Here is an 18,673-nt window from a genome sequence, read left to right on the forward strand (position 1 = left end):
TAATCTTAAGACTCTTTCCCTTTTGCCACCGGGTTTTGCTCATAAGACACCCAATCACTATAACTACCTGCATACAGTTTTACATTTTCAAATCCGGCCATCTTTAAAGCAATATAGTTAGGCGCAGCTGTTACACCCGATCCGCAATACACGATGACAGGATTAGCTGGATTCAGCTCGGCAAATCGTTTTCTCTGTGCTTCCTGGTCCTTAAATGAACCTTGCTCTAACCCGTCTGCCCAGAATTTATTAATCGCACCTGGTATATGTCCGGCTATTTTATCAATAGGTTCGACTTCGCCTAAGTAGCGTCGCTCGTCTCTTGCATCAATTAATACTGCAGATTTCGTCTTTTGATTTACAATCTCTTTTACTTCCTCATAAGAAGCTAACATGTCGTCTTGAATCGTCACTTCAAACAATGCTGGTTGATATTCAGGCACTTCCTTGGTCGTGCTGTACCCAGCTCCAGTCCAGCTTTTAAACCTCCGTCCAGTATATACACTCTTTCATGCCCTGCGTACATCAGCAGCCACCAAAAGCGAGCTGCAAACTGACCACCATTGTCGTCATAAGCTATGACTGTCGTTGTGTTATCAATTCCGGCTTTTTCGATAGCAGCTTGAAAATGTTTCATATCAGGAAGCGGGTGCCGGCCGCCATGCTTTTCTACAGAACCCGATAACTGCTTGTCTAAATCAAAATAGACAGAGCCAGGGATATGGCTTTCATTATAAAGGTTTTCTCCTTTATCAGGCTCACTTAATTCAAATCGACAGTCTACGATTCTAACTTGCGGATTATGTAACTGTTCATAAAGCCATTCCTTGTTAACTTTGTAACTCAATGCCACCAACTCCCAATAGATAAGATTATTCAATACATAGTTCTCTTACTGTAACAAAATATCCTTTTCTCTTAGCAGTATAACGTTTTTCCCTATTGTTTCTGAAAACTGTTTGCTGCCACACAATCACCCTTTTTATACTAGGTATGTAAAATAAAATCAGATCCTCACCTATAAATTAACTAAATATTTAAAAAATCAAACTATTCCTTTGCTGTATATGTTAATATCTTTATTATGCCTGAATTACACATTCAGAAAGGAGTCATGTATGTCCCAAGAACAATGGAAGTCTAAACTTGGTTTTATTTTTGCAGCAGCTGGGTCTGCTATTGGCTTAGGTGCTATTTGGAAGTTTCCATATATCGCCGGAACAGGAGGGGGCGGTGCTTTCTTTCTGATCTTTTTATTTTTTACAGTATTATTAGGAGCCCCGCTATTATTAGGGGAATTTGTTGTTGGCCGCAGAGCCCAAAGCGATGCTGTCACAGCTTATAAAAAGTTTGCCCCCAACTCTTCTTGGAGCTTAATCGGAAAGTTAGGAATTGTAACGTGTTTTATCCTGTTATCCTTTTATAGTGTAGTTGGCGGCTGGATTATTATCTATTTGTTTGAAGCAATACGTGGTGGATTAAACGGTCTATCTCAGGATCAGTATGGTGCTTTGTTTGGTGAATTGATCGCCAAACCTTGGTCGACGCTCCTAGCACAGCTTGTCTTCATGTTAATGGCGATTGTTGTTGTAGCGAAGGGTGTACAAAAGGGCATAGAAAAAGCTAGTAAGATTATGATACCTGCACTTTTTATCTTATTTCTTATATTAGTTATCCGCTCTGTCACTTTAGATCAATCCATTGAAGGAATTGAGTTTTTACTCGTTCCTGATTTCACAAAACTAACATCTGAATCCATTCTATTGGCACTTGGCCAGGCGTTTTTCACCTTATCATTAGGTGTATCGGTAATGGTAACGTACGCGTCTTACTTGCCGAAAACGCAGAACCTGCCGTTCTCAGCCATCTCTATTATTGTCATTAATATTTTGGTTGCGTTATTGGCTGGATTGGCTATTTTCCCTGGGGTATTTTCATTTGGAATGGAGCCAGACGCTGGACCTGTACTAATATTCGCGGTATTACCTGCTGTATTTAGTCAGATGCAGTTCGGTGTGATTTTCTTTATCATCTTTTTACTATTGTTCTTATTTGCAGCATTAACTTCCGCCTTTTCTATGCTGGAAATATTCGTGGCAGCTACTACAAAACGCGACAAAACAAAACGCAAAAAACGCGCTTGGACGCTTGGACTGCTAATCTTCGTACTCGGTATCCCATCTTGTCTGTCGTATGGTGTATTGTCAGATGTTTTGGTGTTCGACAAAACGATATTTGATCTGTTCGATTTTACAGTTAGTAATGTATTAATGCCTTTAGGTGCATTGCTGATTTCAATTTTTGTTCCGCTGAAAATATCAAAAATTGCACTGTATGAGGAGATTTCCCTCGGTTCTAAGAGTGGTAAAATGTTCTTCAATGTTTGGTATTATCTCCTGAAATACGTGACACCAATTGCAATTATTATTGTCTTTTTAGATGTATTAGGATTTCTAGATAAGATACTTGGCTTGTTTAATTAACAAGTATTCTAGCTGGACGCCCAAACAAAAACAAAACAGCCGGCTCTTCCTCTTACGGAAATGCCGGCTGTTTTGCTTATTATTTCTTTACGTCTATTCCACTTAATAGATAGGCACTAATCACACCAATTATAAATGCAATGATGCTCACAATGATTAACATTGCATTGCCTGGCAAACCTGGATAAATGATAACGATAGATCCAACAATAAAGCCAATCATAACCGCATAAGTCCCTGCTTTAAACTTAGCTAGCAGGATGGTAATCAGCTTACTTGTAATGAGCACACCAATTAAAACACCGGCTCCAACTGTTAGAATAACCGCGAAATTAAGATTGGAAACCGCATTGATCACGGTTGGATAAACGCCCAACAGCAGCAACACAAACGAACCACTGATTCCAGGCAGAATCATGGCAGAACTCGCCAGCCATCCAGCAAAAAATAACAATATGTAATCACTTTGACTAAGATGATTGATCACTGCAGCCATGTTATCATCTTTTACAAAAGCAGTACTGGCAACCAAAACCGCTCCAAGTAAAAGCAAGATATAATGGACCGGTGTAAAGGACTTCTTATAATCAATCTCCTTCAGCAACGTAGGGATAATCCCGATAATAAGCCCCAGGAAGAAAATGAACGTTGGCTGAGGATACGCCTCAATCAGCCATTCTACTAAACGGCTCACCAGCAAAAGCGCAAGCACAATGCCAATTCCTATTGGGATTAAAAACAGCAAGCTCTGCTTCCACCGCTTTGAAAATATACCGTTAATAGATGCGATAAACTGCTGATAAATCCCAAGCAATAACGCAATGGTTCCCCCGCTTACGCCCGGAATAAGATCACTGACTCCCATTGCCATGCCTTTAAATATATTACGCCATTGAAACAAGTTCTTCTTCTCCTTTTTGACAAAAATATATGTATCTCTTACTAAAACTGACAAAAACTTCGGTAAGAACTAGCGAAATTCATCTTAAATTTTATAAGACTGCTCATCGATCACCTGAACCCGCCTATTTTCTAGTATACTGGTTCAACATCTTTCCATCTACCTGATGATGCTAATTTTGATAGATTCCATAGAGGATATTATCGTACTCTATTATGTCTTATTCTTTAGCTGCTATATAACAGTCGCTCCATGATGTTATTTTAAAGCAGGAAGAAATGAATTCCTTTCTGATACAAAGAAAGGGACCCGCTAGCGGAATCCCTACTTTGATGCATGCTGCTTTTTAAGTTGTCTGATGTATTCAATTGTAACTGCTACAGCAACGATACACATTGCATAACCAAATACATTTCTGTCATTAATAAAGAACAATACTGCCAATGCAATAGACAAGACAGCTGCAATGAGAAGTCTTATTTTACTCAGAAAGCTCACCTCAACTCCGGGTACTCCATTCAACTCATCTAGTATAGCACGCACATTTTATAGGGAGAAGCGTTCGTCTTTGCAAGGATGTCTTGTGGACATAATGAAAAACCCTGCGCTCTTAAACGCAGGGTTGTAAACCTTATACTATGTCTTACTGATTCCCTTTTTTAACCCATTCCGCAACAGAAACTGTGCGTTTTGCTTGGTGTTTCACGGCAGCTTCTACGTCTTCGATCATTTTACCGTCCTGACCTACTGTTACACTAGTGCCGTATGGGTTACCGCCGGCTGCGAATAAAACTGGATCTGTGTAGCCTGGTGTTGCGATGATAGCACCCCAATGCATCATGGATGTGTAGAGAGATAGTAGCGTTGCTTCTTGTCCGCCGTGCGGGTTTTGAGCGGATGTCATGGCGCTGACTACTTTGTTTACAGTTTTGCCTGTTGCCCATAGGCCGCCTTGCAGATCAAGGAATTGCTTCATTTGGGATGGCATGTTACCGAAGCGCGTTGGCACGCTGAAAATGATGGCATCTGCCCATTCAATATCAGCCGATGAAGCGACAGGTACATCTTGTGTTGCTTCTACTTGTGCTTTCCAAGCTGGATTGCCATCAATTACAGATTGCGGCGCTAGTTCTTGTACTTGTAGTACTTTTGCTTCTGCACCTGCTTCTTTCGCTGCCTCTGCTGCCCATTTTGCCATCTGATAGTTAGTACCGCCCATGCTGTAATATACGACTGCTACTTTTACGTTTTCCATTGTTTCATTCTCCTTTGTTTTTCCGAATAATCTATTTAGAAATCCCATTTATACGTTCACTCCTTCTGCCAATCCACCCGCTCAACACGCGATAAAAACCACCTCTGTAAAATACTTCAACAGTTTTTATCGGAATCCTTATCTTTAATTCGAGATATACAGGTGTTTTCCTTCTGTAACTTTAATCTAGTTCTCTCACTTTAAACGGCACCACATGATTTTCTATTTTCTCGCGGTTCTGCTCATATTGCGGCGGCAGCATTAGTTTCTCGCCCATTGCATGCTGCTCTTCATCAATCGCGAAACCTGGTGGATCTGTTGCAATCTCAAATAAAATTTCCCCATGCTCACGGAAATAAATAGCATTGAAGTAGTTTCGGTCCTGTACCGGTGTCACACCATACCCCAACTTCGTCACATAATCACTCCAGCTCAGCTGATCTTGATCATCGTTTGCACGCCATGCAATATGATGAACGGTGCCTACCCCCATTGAGCTGCGACCGCTTGTTGTCTGTTTAATATCAATGATATTTCCAATCTCACCAACTGCACGATAGCGAACATAGCCGCCTTCCTCGCCAACCTTCTCTAATCCCATGTTTTCGAGGAGCTCTCCTGTGTTTCCTGGTCTTCTGGAATAAAGTGTTGCGCCACCAAAACCTTTAATGGCAACATCAGCAGTCACATCACCAAATGTCCAGGTGTTTAGTTCGCCAGCTTCTCTTTCAACAATCTCTATATGCAGTCCGTGTACATCATCAAACTGCAAGTATGTTTCGCCAAATCGTTCCGTCTTCGTATAAGCAATATCAAATTTTTCGAGACGATGTTCCCAGAAAGTCAAAGCCCCAATTGGAACTGCATAAGAAGTGACACCAACCTGTCCGTCACCTATCTTGCCTTGATAAGCATTGGGCCAAGGAAAGAACGTAATGATTGTGCCTGGTTTTCCTTTTTCATCACCAAAGTAAAGATGGTAAGTACCTGGATCATCGAAATTCACCGTTTTCTTAACGAGACGAAGTCCTAACACACCAGCATAAAAATCAGCGTTCTCCTGCGGATGCCCGACAATAGCTGTAATATGGTGAATACCTTGCGTTTGTTTGGTCATAATGTACACTCCTTTAATTATCTCGAATTAGAGATATATATTCAAAAAATATAGAATTTCTATTTTATCTCTAATTCGAGGTATTCGTCTAAAAAAAATATAATCCTGCTTTGCCTTTCAATTATCTCTAATTCGAGATAATTATATACCATAACAAATTGTCATGTCAACAGCTTCTTATCAGAATATAGACTGGTACACTTCAATTCAAGATAAGATTGAGCGATCAGCCACAACGTTAATAAACTCCAAGCCCTCAAAACGATGTAAGATAGAAATGACTTTCAACTGCACCCTCCTTCTACGCTGTACACTTTGAGTTAGCAAAGGGTTTATTTTCTCTTCTTACTTAACTATGACGCCTGCAAAAGGTAGGAACATAGAAGATCCCTATCCTCGTCGTTTTTTCATTCACAAGAAGGAAAAACGACGCTTCAGGCAGTATTAGAGAAAACAAGGGGGAAACCACAATGAAGACCATACTCCACTACCAATATAGCCTTATCGTACTGCCTGATTATCTTCCCACGAAAGGTACATTACGATGAAGCAGCCATCTTTTTCTCATTCAATGCCGATTTTTCCTTGTCCGAATATGCAGGCAACAGCTGCTTATTATGAGAAACTTGGTTTTCGTGCTGTAGCTTTTTTAGGAGGCTCGGAACCCCATATATGGCTCTATCGCGATCAAATTGAACTGATGCTGACACAGTCTGCTTTAAAACGGATTTTTCCGAATCGAAAGCAGTATGGGTATGGGTATGATGCTTATTTCATCACAGATCAACAAGCTGCGATGCAGCAGGAACTGGTTGAGAAGGGTGTTGCCATTGTACAGCCATTAATTGTGACGGAATACGGCAATAAACTGTTTGTCTTTGAGGATATCGATGAAAGATGGATTGCCATTGGAAACAAGCAATAAGAAAGGCCGTATCCGCACAGGAAACGACCTTTCTCTCTATCTATACTGAACTATGCTTGGTTTTTCAGTTCTTGTGCTTGTTCTTGCGCTTGTTCAGGGGTGATTGTTTTAATTTTCTTTATGAAATAATAATGCTTAATGAGACCAAGTACGATTAAAACAATCTTCACTAGTAAAATATCTATATAAAATACCGAAAACAAAATAAACGCATCCGCAATAATATTGATACGGATCTTTTCTTTTAAGGTCATACCTCTGTTTTCTTTTAAAGCAAGCACGTACTTTTTATAAAAAGTGGTGCTTTGAAACCAAGCTTCGATTCGTTTAGAACTTTTCGCATAACAGAAAGAAGCGATTAATAGAAATGGTCCCCCTGGCAATACGGGGAGTACGATTCCCGCTATACCAAAGCCTAAAGCAATGGTTCCCAACAGGAAAAACAGGATGCTCTTCAGCTTTTTTATGATAATCACCCTTTATTCATTTTCTTGTATTTACTCGCATTATAACAAATGATACAGATTGGAAGTAACACGTTCGCCCTCCGTTTTCCACGATAATCTTAAACTGTTGGAATTCTGCCATATTGATGGAAAAGGATAGAAAAAGAGTTTCCACGTGTGTGAAAACTCATTCCGTAACTATTCCTCTCTCTCTTTTATCTCCAAGCCTTTTTTCTTCAAAAGACTTCTTAATCCAAGCCGGAAGTTCGCATAAGACTCAAAACCTTGGAAACCGGAGTTGGACAGTACCAGTTTCTGAACTAATTTGGCTGAGAATCCGACAAAAATCGTATCTATTCCCATTAACTTTAGCGCATCCGTTAGGTTCTTAATATTGGTACTTAGCTCCTGATAACCAGTTGCATCAATATCCAGATAATTGATGCCTGTCAGATCAATCACAACCGTGTCTGTATCCGTCTTCACAACGCTGTTAACGATTGTATTTTGTATATGAATGAACCGCTCCACCGTAAATGTTCCAGTCAGCGGTACCAGCATCGTATTCGGAACAATCGAGGGTATCATAGGTGCGGCTAGCTCTTTAATAATTGTTTCGTACTTTGCCACTTTTGTCTTAAGCTGCTCTATCTCCTGCTGCAGTTGTTCTATAGTAGCTATCTTACTCATCACCTTAGTTAAAATTTTCATTGCCAGAATTGCTATATGTATTATACACGCTCTATCGACATTAGAGAATATCCATTATAATTATTCTCGATCTGATGCTTCTTCTTCTACAAAAATCGGCGGAAATGGTAATATATAACGACAGACTATTACAAAGGGGACGCGTATGGACAGGAGTTTGCTCGTATTAAATCAAGACGTGACGACAGCTTTAGAAGATTGGTATATGCAAATTCGGCTCGGACAGCAGCAAGCTGCAATGGATTTGTATCTTGAATTAAAACAGCGAAAAGAGGAATTGAAACAGCAAGAGACGCTATACATCGTGTATTTACTGCTTTCTTGCCGATTCCACTTGCTTATCTCAGACTTGGATAAGAGCGGCGAATTTCACGAAGAGGCCGCCAAGTATCAGCATGCCTTTGTTCCCGCTCTTCATTATTATTATCATTTAGCGGAAGGAATGCGCCTCTTCGCAGAAAGGTCTTATACCTGTGCATTAGCAGCTTACGAGAAAGCAGAGGAATATCTAGTTTCTATCGATGATGAAGTGGAGCACGGAGATTTTCATTTCCGAAAAGCAGCCGTATATTATTATTTGGACATTAGCTCTCTGTCTGTTTACCATACAGAGTACGCCGTAAAAGTATTTGAGAAATACCCCGATTACCGCTACCTGTTAGCCCGCAGTGAATTAATGCGCGGTTTAAATTTTATTGAACAAAAAGATTTCCCGCAGGCTGAGCAAGCACTAAATGATGCGCTTGCCCATACTGACGTTGCTCGAGAGAATTCCCTTGTGACACTCATCCAGCATAATATCGGCTACCTCTATACAGAACAGGAAATGCCGCTTGCTGCGATTCCTTATTTGTCAGCAGCTAGAAGAGATCGCACATTTCCTGGCTATTTGAAGACTTTGTATCTTCTAGCTGATTCATGCTGGAAGACTGGTCAGCAGGAGCTGGCATTTGAAGCTTATCAAGAAGGTTTTCAGTTAAGCATGGAGCAAAACGACGATATATACAAATGGGAGTTTGCTATGCTGCATAAAAAGCATGCAGATCCTGCTAATTTTGAATCGGTTTGGATGGAAGGCATTGAATTTTTTAAAGCAACAGGCGACAAGTATAACGTCCGGACATATGCAAGTGAGTTAGCAGCACACTTTAATGAGACTGACCAAGACGAATTGGCTGTGTATTATTACAAGCTTTCCTTACAGTGCTAGCAGATAGCTTGTCTTCGTCTTTCCTACTAATTTTCGATATAATAAAACGACAACAAGAGGCCGCAGAAATTATCCTGACAAGGAGGAGCATATGTCTCACAAGTTCGTTTTCTTAAAGCCTATTGCACTTGAGGATGCGGAAGCGTTACTGCCAATTTGGTCAGACCGAGAAGTAACAAAATGGACACGGTATCAAACCTTGCAAACAATGACAGAAACAAAAGCAAGGATTAAGCGGCTGGAAGAAACGAAGCACGCAAGCCGATACACAATCCGGAATCAAGAAACAAAAGCAATTATGGGCACGTGCGGATTTAAGCGCTTGAACTTTTTACATGAATCAGCGGAGATTGAATTCGAACTTGGCAGCGCCTTTTGGCGTCAAGGCTTTATGACAGCTGCACTTCAGGAGCTGCTGCATATCGGCTTTGACAGGATTCAGCTGAATCGGCTTGAAGTAAAGGTTAATACAGATAATATCCCTTCCCAACGACTCGTGCAACAAGCTGGCTTCTACCAAGAAGGTATTATCCGTCAAGGGCGCAAATGGGAAGGAACATTTCAAGATGTCATCCTCTTCAGCCTGCTGCAAAACGAGTTCCGCTCTTCTTCTGCTGCCACGAACTCATCTGATGATCTAAAAGCAAGGTAATTTAGTACCATAAAAAAGGAGGTATCGCTATTGATACCTCCCTTTTCCTTAATTATCTATTAGAGCACTCAGTTCCGCTTGGAATACTTTTACGTCATTTTGATTGTATGTGTTAAGCTGGATCGTCACAATTCCGTTGCCGCGTCGTTTGGGCTGGATCTCAATCACTTCCACTACGACGTGCAGTTCATCATCCGGATAAACCGGCTTAATGAATTGGATATTGTTCATGCCGGTACCTGCCACAACATCTTCTCCATAGATTCCTTCTTCTACCCACAACTTAAAAGAAACACTCATCGTCTGCATACCAGACGCAATAAGGTCGCCAAAACGTCCTTGCTTCGCTTTCTCTTCATCTATATGCATATATTGCGGATCATAAACCTTCGCAAATTCTATAATCGCATCTTTCGATAACTTGATTGATTTTGTTTCATAACGCTGACCTACTTCAAATTCGCTAAATCTCATCTTCACACCTCTGTTTGCTAGTTCTGCTTATTTACTTTATCGAAAAGGCGCAAGGTCAGCAAGCACTATTCTCCAATGTATTTAAATGACTGGATATGTGTTTGTGATAATTCAATTACGTCTTTAGTAAATTGTTCTTCTGAAATTTGAAAGTCCTTCGCAATTAAGTTGCGCACAAGTCCGTAAAATCCATAAGCCGTATACACTTTAAAGTATGACATATTCACATGCATGTCATTGATAGTCATGAACTCAAATTGCTTTTCGTAAATGCTAAGAATCGCGTTAGGAAACCGTGTATGCATGCTTGGAAGTGTATCATCATATTTGACTAACTCGAAAAATTCCTTGTGTTCATAAATATACGCGATAAGTGCGAAAGATGGCACATCCAATGCTTTTGTATATGTCTTTTTGCCTGGCGTGTAATTCATGCCTGCTGACTTCTCTAATCCAGTAAACATCTTGTCGAGAATATCTTCCGCCAAATCGATCTTATCTTGATAGTGAAAATAAAACGTACTTCGGTTATAGGCTGCTTCTTCGACAATATCCTTTACCGTTACCGCCTGATATCCTTTTTTCTTAATTAGCTTGATTAAAGCTTCGTGAAAATGCTTTTTTGTCCGATTACGCCGCTTGGATGTCGAATCTTGTACATGTTCCATTAAGAAAGTCCTCCATTCGTCCAACAATATTGATTAATCTGTCTAATAAGCAGACATATGCCGTTCAGCTACTGATTGAGATATTTAAGCAAAGTATTACAATTTAATTGTAACCGATTTAATTCAATTATACTGGGGGAATTAACAATGGGGAAATTACAAAACAAAGTAGCACTAATCACAGGGGGAGCATCTGGAATTGGTGCCGCTACGGCTCGCCTTTTCGCATCAGAAGGCGCAAAGCTTGTCCTTGTTGACTTGAACGAGGAAAAAGGAAAAGAAGTCGAAGCAGAGCTAAAGGCGAATAACGCCGAAGCAATCTTTATTAAGACTAATATCACAAAAGAAGAAGAAGTAACAGCTTTGTTCAAGCAAGCAGCAGAGACATTCGGCAAGGTTGATATCGTCTTCAATAATGCCGGAATTGGCCGTGTCCATCCAACCCATGATTTAGATTATGCGGAATGGCGTAACACAGTAAATGTAGACTTGGACGGTGTCTTCCTTGTAGCGCGCGAAGCACTTCGCAGCATGCTTGTGAATGGCAGCGGCACAATCGTAAATACCGCTTCTATGTATGGATGGGTTGGCTCACCTGGTTCCGCGGCTTACAACGCAGCTAAAGGCGGTGTTGTGAACCTGACTCGCTCGCTTGCATTGGAATATGCAGAGAAAAACATCCGTATCAACGCGCTATGCCCAGGCTTTATTGATACGCCAATCATCCCAGAAGATGATAAAGTAACACTTTCGACAATGACACCAATGAAGCGTCTTGGAAAAGCGGAAGAAATGGCCAAAGCTGTTTTATTCCTAGCTTCTGATGATTCTTCTTATATGACCGGCAACAGCTTAATTGTTGATGGTGGTTATACAGCTCAATAACACATGAATGCAGCTCATCTCCTAAAGTGGAGATGAGCTTTCTTTTTATCACCAAACAGTATCTAGGTTGTCTGCATAAAAACGAATTGCCTTTTGATATGTTCGAATTTCTTCATCTGAACTTGTTTTCGCCAGCAAATTCAGGAGAATCTGGATAGCTTCTCCGTACTGCTTGCGATCATACTGCACCATGGCATAAAAACCTGAAGTGCTTTATTTTCCGGAAATAACGTTATGGCATTCCACAACGTTTTCTTCGCCTCCTCATATTCTCCTAGTGTTCGGTATGTACTTCCTAAGCCAAGGTAGGCTCCTTCTGCTTGCTCATCTGGTAACCCTAGCGCAATTGCCCGTTTATAATAAGGAACTGCAGCTCTTTCCTGTCCCAGCACATCAAAACTCCACGCACATTGATAATGTGTCTCCGCATGATCTGGATTAGCAGCTGCTAGTTTGACCAATTGCTTATTAGCTTCTGTAAGATTACCCGCTTCCCGTTGTGCGATTGCCTCTGAAATCTCCTTCATAGCCTGCTCTCTCCTCCTTCGTTAGTATTGCTCGAATGCGCTTTGCACATTACAAGATGATGGGTAGGTCCATTGCGGTCACAAGATTCTAAGCTGAGCATGATGTACAGCTTCTCCCGAATTCTATTGCTTTCCATTTTATCGGAAAGCGAGAGAGATTCTTAGATAATGCCGAAAAAGACGCCTCCTTTCTGTTATAATAATATAAGTTTAACCGTGTTTAGGAGGCTGTTTATGTTAAAGAAAAACTCCCTTTATATTATTTTCCTCGGCACAATCTGTATCCTTGCAGGAATAGGAATTATGATTTGGGCTAGTGATAAATTTTACTTAGGTATTGCTTTTGCTGCACTCGGTCTCATTTATGGCTTAGCAGGCATTCTGCTATATCACCGAGTAAAAAAGAAAGAATCCGAAACAATAAAAGAACAATCCGAGCAATAAGCTCTTGAGAGAAATGCGACCGACTTTAGCTGGAGGTAAAACTAATGAAACTTTCTATTAAAGTAAAGCTGGAAATCTCCCCATATGTTGCGGCAGGACTTGCAGCAGCCGCATGTATTCTTATCTTCAAGAAAATCCGAAACTGACCCGCTTTGCTGTTTAGCAAAGCGGGTTTTATTTGCATGCTTTTACGGAAGGAAGGGAATAGTCCTGCAAAAGGCACTGAAAGATAGGTGATGAAATGGAGAGAACGTATTGGAAGGAAAGCATTATTTACGAATTATATACGCGCAGTTTTAAAGATAGTAACGGCGATGGAATTGGCGACTTAGAAGGAATCTTAGAAAAGATAGATTACCTCGATTATCTCGGGATTGATGCTGTCTGGCTGCCGCCAATCTATGCTTCCCCTAACATTGACCATGGCTATGACGTAAAGGATTATCGTGCAATTCAGCCCGAGTACGGAACAATGGACGACTTTCATTCTGTATTGACTGCTTTTCACCAGCGTAATATCAAACTTGTTCTAGATTTTATTCCCAATCATACCTCCCAAGAACACGAATGGTTCCAGCAAGCTAAAACATCCAAAGATAACCCGTACCATGATTATTATATATGGCAGCAAGCAAAGTCTGACGGCAGTCCGCCATCTAATTGGACTTCCCATCTCGGTCACTCTGCTTGGACTTGGAATGAGCAAACAGAAGAGTACTACTTACACTTATATAGTGACAAACAACCGGATTTAAATTGGGACAACCCTATGGTACGTCGAGAAATGTATGCAATTATGCGTTTCTGGCTCGAAAAAGATATAGACGGTTTCCGCATTGATGCGGTGAACGTTATTTCTAAAGATCGCCGATTTCCTGATTCAAATAAGGATAAGCTGCAAGCCAAAGGCGAAGAATATTTTAAAAATGGTCCCTATGTTCATGATTATCTGCATGAGATGATAAGTGAACTGAAACAGGATTTTGAATTTTTTACAGCTGGGGAAACTTCTGCTGTTCATGATCATGATGTACTTAACTATACGAAGCCCGACCGAGAAGAATTAAATATGGTGTTATCCAGTGAGGCAGCTGAGCTTGCTAATCAAGAAAAGGATAAATATAAAACTAAAACGTGGTCTGTTCACGATTTCCGTGAAGTACTGCGCAAATGGCAAAAAGACGTCGGTGACAACGAAGGCTGGTTCGGCTTATATTTGAGTCATCACGATGCTCCAAGAATGGTTTCTACATTTGCAGATGATGGCAAGTATCGTATAACTTCAGCAAAACTGCTGGCTACTTTACTGCACACCTTGCGCGGTACGCCATTTATCTTTCAAGGGGAAGAGTTGGGGATGACGAATTATCCTCACTTTGACTCGATTGATTCCATAGAGGAACAAGAAGCCCGCAGCTACTATAACCTCAAAGTAACAGAGCAAGGTGCATCGAAGACCATGATTATGAAAAGGATTAAAAAGAAAACCCGGGATCACGCCAGAACACCAATGCAATGGGATACCTCCCCTCACGCAGGTTTTACAAGTGGAAATCCATGGCTGCCAGTTAATCCAAATTACAGTGAAATTAATGTTCAGGCAGGTATAAATAATTCCAATTCTGTATTGCAGTTTTACCGAAAGCTTATTCAAATGCGAAAAGAGAACCCCATCATGGTCTACGGTGAATTAGATATTATTCTAAATGATCATGATCAGCTATTCGGCTACATTCGCCGATTGGGTAATGAAGAATGGGTTATCCTGCTAAACATGACCGATAAAGAGGCCTTATACGATATCCCCAAAGAGTGTGTGGAAGATTGGGATAAAAAGCAATGTATGGTTAGAAATTATCCACATGTGGATAATAATAATAATATTCTAAGACCTTTTGAAGCAGTTGTGTATAAGTACAGGAAATGATGATTATTTACTTATAAGTCTTAAAATTTGATAAGTCTAAAAATAAAGTTCATTATTGAATTGAAGTACAAATTACCCATTACATTGGAGGTAGTATTTATGACAGCAATAGACGGTAAAGTAGCAATTGTAACAGGAGCGGCATCCGGAATCGGACTAGCAACAGCAGAAGCATATGCAAAAAAAGGTGCAAAAGTAGTTATTGCAGATTTCAATGCGGAAGCTGGTCAAAAAGAAACAGATAAACTGAAACAATCTGGTGCTGATGCATTGTTTATCGAGTTCAATGCTGCGGATGAAGAATCAATTAAGAGCTTAATCGATAAAACTGTTTCCCATTATGGTCAAGTTGATATTCTGGTTAACAATGCTGGCATTGGTAATGAAATGGGCCCGACTGATGAGCTATCTTATGAAGACTATCGCAAAGTTATCGCGGTGAACCAGGACGGTATGTTCTTAGCGTCTAAATACGCTATTAAAAATATGCTGAAAACAGGCAGCGGTGTTATTATCAACACGTCTTCTATCTTAGGCTTTGTAGCGCAGCCTGGTGCATTTGCATATAACGCTAGCAAAGGCGCAGCCAATACACTAACTAAATCTTTAGCTGTGGAATATGCTGATAAAGGTATTCGTGTTAATGCCGTCAATCCAGGTTTCGTTGAATCTGGTATGATGAACAAAGAAGCACTGGGTGATTTCTACGACACACTTGTAGCAAAACACCCAATCGGAAGACTAGGTAAAGCGGAAGAAATCGCACATGCCATTGTATTCTTAACGGAAAATGACTTCGTAACTGGCGAAACACTTGTAATTGATGGCGGTTACTTAGCACAATAACTAAATTATTATAAGCCTGCTTGTACACGTGTGTATAAAGCAGGCTTTTTCTTATTTCTCTATTACTTTTATCTTGCCTGGCAGGCTGTTAGACTCTTCTCCTCTCATTGACAATTAAACTGCAGTTATATATGGTATCCAAGTAGCAAAAAACTGGTGATAATCCAGAGAGGATATAAAAAATGGATTGGATTTTACTAGCAAAGTATTTTATCTTAGGTCTTATTCAAGGTATCTCAGAACCCATTCCTATCAGTTCCAGCGGGCATCTCATTTTAGCTCAGAATCTGTTCGGATTAGGCCTTGATGATCTTAGCTTTGAAGTAGTTGTGAACACTGCTTCTTTATTAGCTGTTATTCTTGTTTACAGAAAAGATATTATCAGGTTGATTTCATCGACCATGCAGTACCTACGTAAGCGAGAAGCATCTACAAAAGATGTGAAAGATGATTTTAAACTGGTTATCTACCTTATAATTGGGACCATTCCTGCAGGTCTATTAGGCGTACTCTTTAATGATTTCATTGGAGAACATCTCAAAAGCACGTTCACTGTTGGCATTGCCCTTTTGGTCACAGCTTTTTTCTTATTCTTTATTCGCAATTTGAAAGGAACAAAAGGCAGACATGCAATGACGTGGAAAGAAGCCTTACTCATCGGTATTGGCCAGGCAGTTGCCCTGACTCCAGGTGTAAGCCGTTCCGGAGCTACGGTTGTTACAGCCATGCTAATCGGCATGAAGCGCGACACAGCGCTCATGTTTTCTTTCTTGCTATACATACCAGTAAGTTTAGGAGCAAGTGTGCTTGAGATTCCGGATATGCTTCAGAAAGACTTCTCAAACGATTTGCTAATCGCTTACGCTTTAGCGTTCATCGCTTCCCTTGTTGCGAGCTTCTTTGCTTTGAAGTGGTTCATTGATGTGATGAAGAAAGGGAAGCTCGTGTATTTTGCTATTTACTGTTTAGTGATAGCAATTATTACGCTGTTTCTATTGTAGAGGGTAATAATACCGGCAAAGCATATGCTTGCCGGTATTATTATCTATCCAAAGCTAAAACAGAACCACAAAGACTTGCTATGAAATGCTACTTCTGAAAATGATATCCACATCTTCTTCTCCGATATATGAAACGATTAAAATTTCCCTGTCTGTAGCTTGTAATTTCTTGATATCACTTGTATAGAAATATATTGAATATAATTCGGAATATTGTTAATATTGGTTAACATAAAATTTGATGTATATTACACCTCTTATCTAAGTAAATAAAACAGGAGATTTGGTATATGAAGGTGCTTGTGAATGAACTTACAAAATTGATTATCTTCTTATTAATTATACTTTTTATAAGTATGATTCCTTTATTTATTAATTCTTCCGGAACACAATTGCCAAATGTAGATGCAACAATTCAGTTTGTCCGCAGTCTTCTTACTCCTCAGTCATTAACCTACAGCAATAATATCTCTGATATCGAACGCCCATTATTTCCTCTTATATTCATTGCATTCCGTTCGAGCTTCACTATATTTTTCCTATCGTTCCTATTATCACTCGGGCTTGCATTTCTTCTTTCCTATACACAGCTATTTATACCTCATCGTGTAAACAGACTCTTGCAAATATTTGTTTCTACTCTGCACTCAATCCCGGATATTGTATATATTATTTCAGCACAGTTATTGGTTGTAGCTGCTTATCAGCTTACCAGAATTCAAATCTTTCATTTTACAGGAGCAGGAGACGCAGAAGCAGTCGCTTTACCAGTTCTAGTACTCAGTATTGTTCCTACACTCTTTTTATTCCAAACGTTATCCCGTTTAATAGAGATTGAGTGGAAAAAACCATACATAGAGGTGGCAAAAGGGAAAGGTTTATCTCATTCTGAAGTTCTTCGTAAGCATTTACTAAGGAATGTATTCGTTCAGCTGTCCTACAATTTAAAATTTATAATTGCCACTTTACTAGGTAATCTGTTCATTGTAGAAGTTTTATTCAACAATTTCGGCCTGACAACATTCCTGCTTTCCTACACCCAACCTGCAATATTTTTCATTAGTGCCTTTTTGCTATTTATCCCCATTTACATACTGCTGAAGCTAATGGAGATTGCACTTTACTTTATGTTAGGGAAAGGAGTAGAACTATGAGAATTCTTTGGATTCCTTCTTTTCTTATTGGTAGTCTCATACTCGCAAGCTTACTGCTAGGCAGTATACTATACAGCCTTCTTTTTGATTCGTATATTGCACAGACTTCATTTGCATACAACGATGCTGGTGAACTGCAAGGACCCCCTTTCGCTCCGTTTGAGTTTTCCTTTCTAGGCACTGATCATTTTGGTAATCATCTTGCTCCTACACTGTTAATGGGAGCTAAGTATACAATTGGCGGTGTTATTGCTATTGCTCTAATTGGTATACTCATGGCTTTTGTATCTGGTACTGTCCTTGGCTTTTATAAAATTGATCAGTTGCGGATTCTGATTAAAAATAGTTTGTTTGCTTTCTATTTCATCCCTGGCTCTTTGCTTGCTTATCTTATCTTAAAGCCAATTTTATGGGAACCTTTCGAGGGTTTTCATTACTCCCTGGCTGAGCGGATCATAATTCAGATAGTAGTTATTGGTGTCTTACTTGCACCTCCCGCAACCTTGTTAGTTGCTGATACTGTACAAGATATTTTAATGAGAGAATACGCTCTCGTTAGTAAAACACTCGGCGCAACCCGACGGCACCTTTTTCGCGTTCATGTACTTCCTGGTATATTCTCAACTCTGCTGCAGCTTTTGTTCAACTGCTTGGTCCAAGCATTTCTCATTATTGGACATTTGAGTATTTTCAAGCTTTTTTTTGGCGGAACGAAAGTTAGTTACGATCCTTTTTCTCCATCCCCTCCTGCACCTATTACAAATGAGTGGTTCTCTTATATGGGAAATTATTATGATTCCTTTCTTACCGGAGCAACTTGGCTGTTATGGGTACCTTTACTGGCTATTGTATTGTCCATAATTTCATTTCAGTTGATGATTCGCGGGATCCAGCAATATGTAAAGCAATGAGAAGTTAATACCCCTTTCTATAGTTTACCCATTGCATAACATATAAAATGGCAATAGTCTTATGGAAACCATATTTGCGATAGCAGATTATACCAGGTTCTGTCTCCTATAGTATCGGTTTCCTTCCTTGTCATCT

The 18,673-nt window shown here is 40.0% G+C and carries 22 protein-coding genes; 11 read left to right on the top strand and 11 right to left on the bottom strand.

Annotation, left to right across the window (positions count from 1 at the left end):
- Positions 1-5 precede the first annotated feature (5 nt).
- Complete coding sequence (locus tag KS242_RS18340) at positions 6-443, bottom strand: sulfurtransferase (protein WP_371747564.1); 438 nt, start codon at positions 441-443, stop codon at positions 6-8.
- Complete coding sequence (locus KS242_RS18345) at positions 410-847, bottom strand: sulfurtransferase (protein WP_371747565.1); 438 nt, start codon at positions 845-847, stop codon at positions 410-412. The genes KS242_RS18340 and KS242_RS18345 overlap by 34 nt, the downstream gene beginning before the upstream one ends.
- Before the next feature lie 271 nt (positions 848-1,118).
- Here KS242_RS18345 and KS242_RS16475 point away from each other — a divergent pair, with 271 nt between their 5' ends.
- Entirely contained in the window at positions 1,119-2,483 is a 1,365-nt protein-coding gene (locus KS242_RS16475) for a sodium-dependent transporter (protein WP_217322329.1), read from the top strand.
- Between the two features lie 79 nt (positions 2,484-2,562).
- Here the strand turns inward: KS242_RS16475 and KS242_RS16480 are convergent, their stop codons facing one another.
- From KS242_RS16480 to KS242_RS16495, 4 genes are all read right to left on the bottom strand, one after another.
- Positions 2,563-3,384 carry a DUF368 domain-containing protein gene (locus KS242_RS16480; RefSeq protein WP_217322330.1) on the bottom strand — a complete coding sequence of 274 codons (822 nt, stop codon included), beginning with the start codon at positions 3,382-3,384 and terminating at the stop codon, positions 2,563-2,565.
- A gap of 324 nt (positions 3,385-3,708) precedes the next feature.
- Positions 3,709-3,882, bottom strand: coding sequence for a hypothetical protein (locus tag KS242_RS16485; protein ID WP_217322331.1), 174 nt, complete (start codon positions 3,880-3,882; stop codon positions 3,709-3,711).
- A gap of 145 nt (positions 3,883-4,027) precedes the next feature.
- The gene (wrbA, locus tag KS242_RS16490) at positions 4,028-4,639 is read right to left on the bottom strand and encodes an NAD(P)H:quinone oxidoreductase (RefSeq protein WP_217324209.1); all 612 of its coding nucleotides are present in this window, start codon (positions 4,637-4,639) and stop codon (positions 4,028-4,030) included.
- A gap of 181 nt (positions 4,640-4,820) precedes the next feature.
- Positions 4,821-5,756 carry a ring-cleaving dioxygenase gene (locus tag KS242_RS16495; protein ID WP_217322332.1) on the bottom strand — a complete coding sequence of 312 codons (936 nt, stop codon included), beginning with the start codon at positions 5,754-5,756 and terminating at the stop codon, positions 4,821-4,823.
- Between the two features lie 544 nt (positions 5,757-6,300).
- On the opposite strand from KS242_RS16495, the gene KS242_RS16500 reads away from it, so the two are divergent.
- Complete coding sequence (locus KS242_RS16500; protein ID WP_217322333.1) at positions 6,301-6,681, top strand: VOC family protein; 381 nt, start codon at positions 6,301-6,303, stop codon at positions 6,679-6,681.
- Positions 6,682-6,731: 50 nt separating this feature from the next.
- Here KS242_RS16500 and KS242_RS16505 read toward each other — a convergent pair whose 3' ends face one another.
- Both KS242_RS16505 and KS242_RS16510 read right to left on the bottom strand, forming a co-directional pair.
- Positions 6,732-7,157 (bottom strand): YbaN family protein, encoded by a 426-nt coding sequence (locus KS242_RS16505; RefSeq protein ID WP_254391751.1) that lies wholly within the window; start codon positions 7,155-7,157, stop codon positions 6,732-6,734.
- A gap of 168 nt (positions 7,158-7,325) precedes the next feature.
- Positions 7,326-7,838: an STAS domain-containing protein gene (locus KS242_RS16510; protein ID WP_217322334.1), complete on the bottom strand. Its 513-nt coding sequence runs from the start codon at positions 7,836-7,838 to the stop codon at positions 7,326-7,328.
- A 145-nt stretch (positions 7,839-7,983) separates the two neighbouring features.
- Here KS242_RS16510 and KS242_RS16515 point away from each other — a divergent pair, with 145 nt between their 5' ends.
- Positions 7,984-9,048 (top strand): response regulator aspartate phosphatase, encoded by a 1,065-nt coding sequence (locus KS242_RS16515; RefSeq protein WP_217322335.1) that lies wholly within the window; start codon positions 7,984-7,986, stop codon positions 9,046-9,048.
- Between the two features lie 91 nt (positions 9,049-9,139).
- Positions 9,140-9,700: a GNAT family N-acetyltransferase gene (locus KS242_RS16520; protein WP_217322336.1), complete on the top strand. Its 561-nt coding sequence runs from the start codon at positions 9,140-9,142 to the stop codon at positions 9,698-9,700.
- Between the two features lie 48 nt (positions 9,701-9,748).
- Here KS242_RS16520 and KS242_RS16525 read toward each other — a convergent pair whose 3' ends face one another.
- Together KS242_RS16525 and KS242_RS16530 are read right to left on the bottom strand one after the other, a co-directional pair.
- On the bottom strand, positions 9,749-10,174 hold the full coding sequence (locus KS242_RS16525; protein WP_217322337.1) for a MaoC family dehydratase: 426 nt from the start codon (positions 10,172-10,174) through the stop codon (positions 9,749-9,751).
- A 65-nt stretch (positions 10,175-10,239) separates the two neighbouring features.
- Positions 10,240-10,842 carry a TetR/AcrR family transcriptional regulator gene (locus tag KS242_RS16530; protein WP_217322338.1) on the bottom strand — a complete coding sequence of 201 codons (603 nt, stop codon included), beginning with the start codon at positions 10,840-10,842 and terminating at the stop codon, positions 10,240-10,242.
- Positions 10,843-10,989: 147 nt separating this feature from the next.
- Between KS242_RS16530 and KS242_RS16535 the strand changes: the two genes are divergently transcribed.
- Positions 10,990-11,727 (top strand): SDR family NAD(P)-dependent oxidoreductase, encoded by a 738-nt coding sequence (locus KS242_RS16535; RefSeq protein WP_217322339.1) that lies wholly within the window; start codon positions 10,990-10,992, stop codon positions 11,725-11,727.
- A 140-nt stretch (positions 11,728-11,867) separates the two neighbouring features.
- Here the strand turns inward: KS242_RS16535 and KS242_RS16540 are convergent, their stop codons facing one another.
- Positions 11,868-12,254, bottom strand: a complete 387-nt coding sequence (locus KS242_RS16540; protein ID WP_371747566.1) for a tetratricopeptide repeat protein — start codon at positions 12,252-12,254, stop codon at positions 11,868-11,870.
- A 234-nt stretch (positions 12,255-12,488) separates the two neighbouring features.
- Between KS242_RS16540 and KS242_RS16545 the strand changes: the two genes are divergently transcribed.
- The 6 genes from KS242_RS16545 (at position 12,489) to KS242_RS16570 (ending at position 18,537) form a co-directional block, all read left to right on the top strand.
- Positions 12,489-12,698 carry a TRADD-N-associated membrane domain-containing protein gene (locus tag KS242_RS16545; RefSeq protein ID WP_217322340.1) on the top strand — a complete coding sequence of 70 codons (210 nt, stop codon included), beginning with the start codon at positions 12,489-12,491 and terminating at the stop codon, positions 12,696-12,698.
- A 241-nt stretch (positions 12,699-12,939) separates the two neighbouring features.
- On the top strand, positions 12,940-14,625 hold the full coding sequence (locus KS242_RS16550) for an alpha-glucosidase (protein WP_217322341.1): 1,686 nt from the start codon (positions 12,940-12,942) through the stop codon (positions 14,623-14,625).
- Positions 14,626-14,724: 99 nt separating this feature from the next.
- Positions 14,725-15,471, top strand: a complete 747-nt coding sequence (locus KS242_RS16555) for an SDR family NAD(P)-dependent oxidoreductase (RefSeq protein WP_217322342.1) — start codon at positions 14,725-14,727, stop codon at positions 15,469-15,471.
- Between the two features lie 182 nt (positions 15,472-15,653).
- Positions 15,654-16,472 carry an undecaprenyl-diphosphate phosphatase gene (locus tag KS242_RS16560; RefSeq protein ID WP_217322343.1) on the top strand — a complete coding sequence of 273 codons (819 nt, stop codon included), beginning with the start codon at positions 15,654-15,656 and terminating at the stop codon, positions 16,470-16,472.
- Positions 16,473-16,762: 290 nt separating this feature from the next.
- The gene (locus tag KS242_RS16565) at positions 16,763-17,626 is read left to right on the top strand and encodes an ABC transporter permease subunit (protein WP_217322344.1); all 864 of its coding nucleotides are present in this window, start codon (positions 16,763-16,765) and stop codon (positions 17,624-17,626) included.
- Positions 17,623-18,537 carry an ABC transporter permease subunit gene (locus KS242_RS16570; RefSeq protein WP_217322345.1) on the top strand — a complete coding sequence of 305 codons (915 nt, stop codon included), beginning with the start codon at positions 17,623-17,625 and terminating at the stop codon, positions 18,535-18,537. Before KS242_RS16565 ends, KS242_RS16570 begins: the two co-directional genes overlap by 4 nt.
- Positions 18,538-18,673 lie beyond the last annotated feature (136 nt).

Origin of the sequence: Terribacillus sp. DMT04 (assembly GCF_019056395.1) — a bacterium.
Lineage (GTDB): Bacteria > Bacillota > Bacilli > Bacillales > Amphibacillaceae > Terribacillus > Terribacillus aidingensis_A.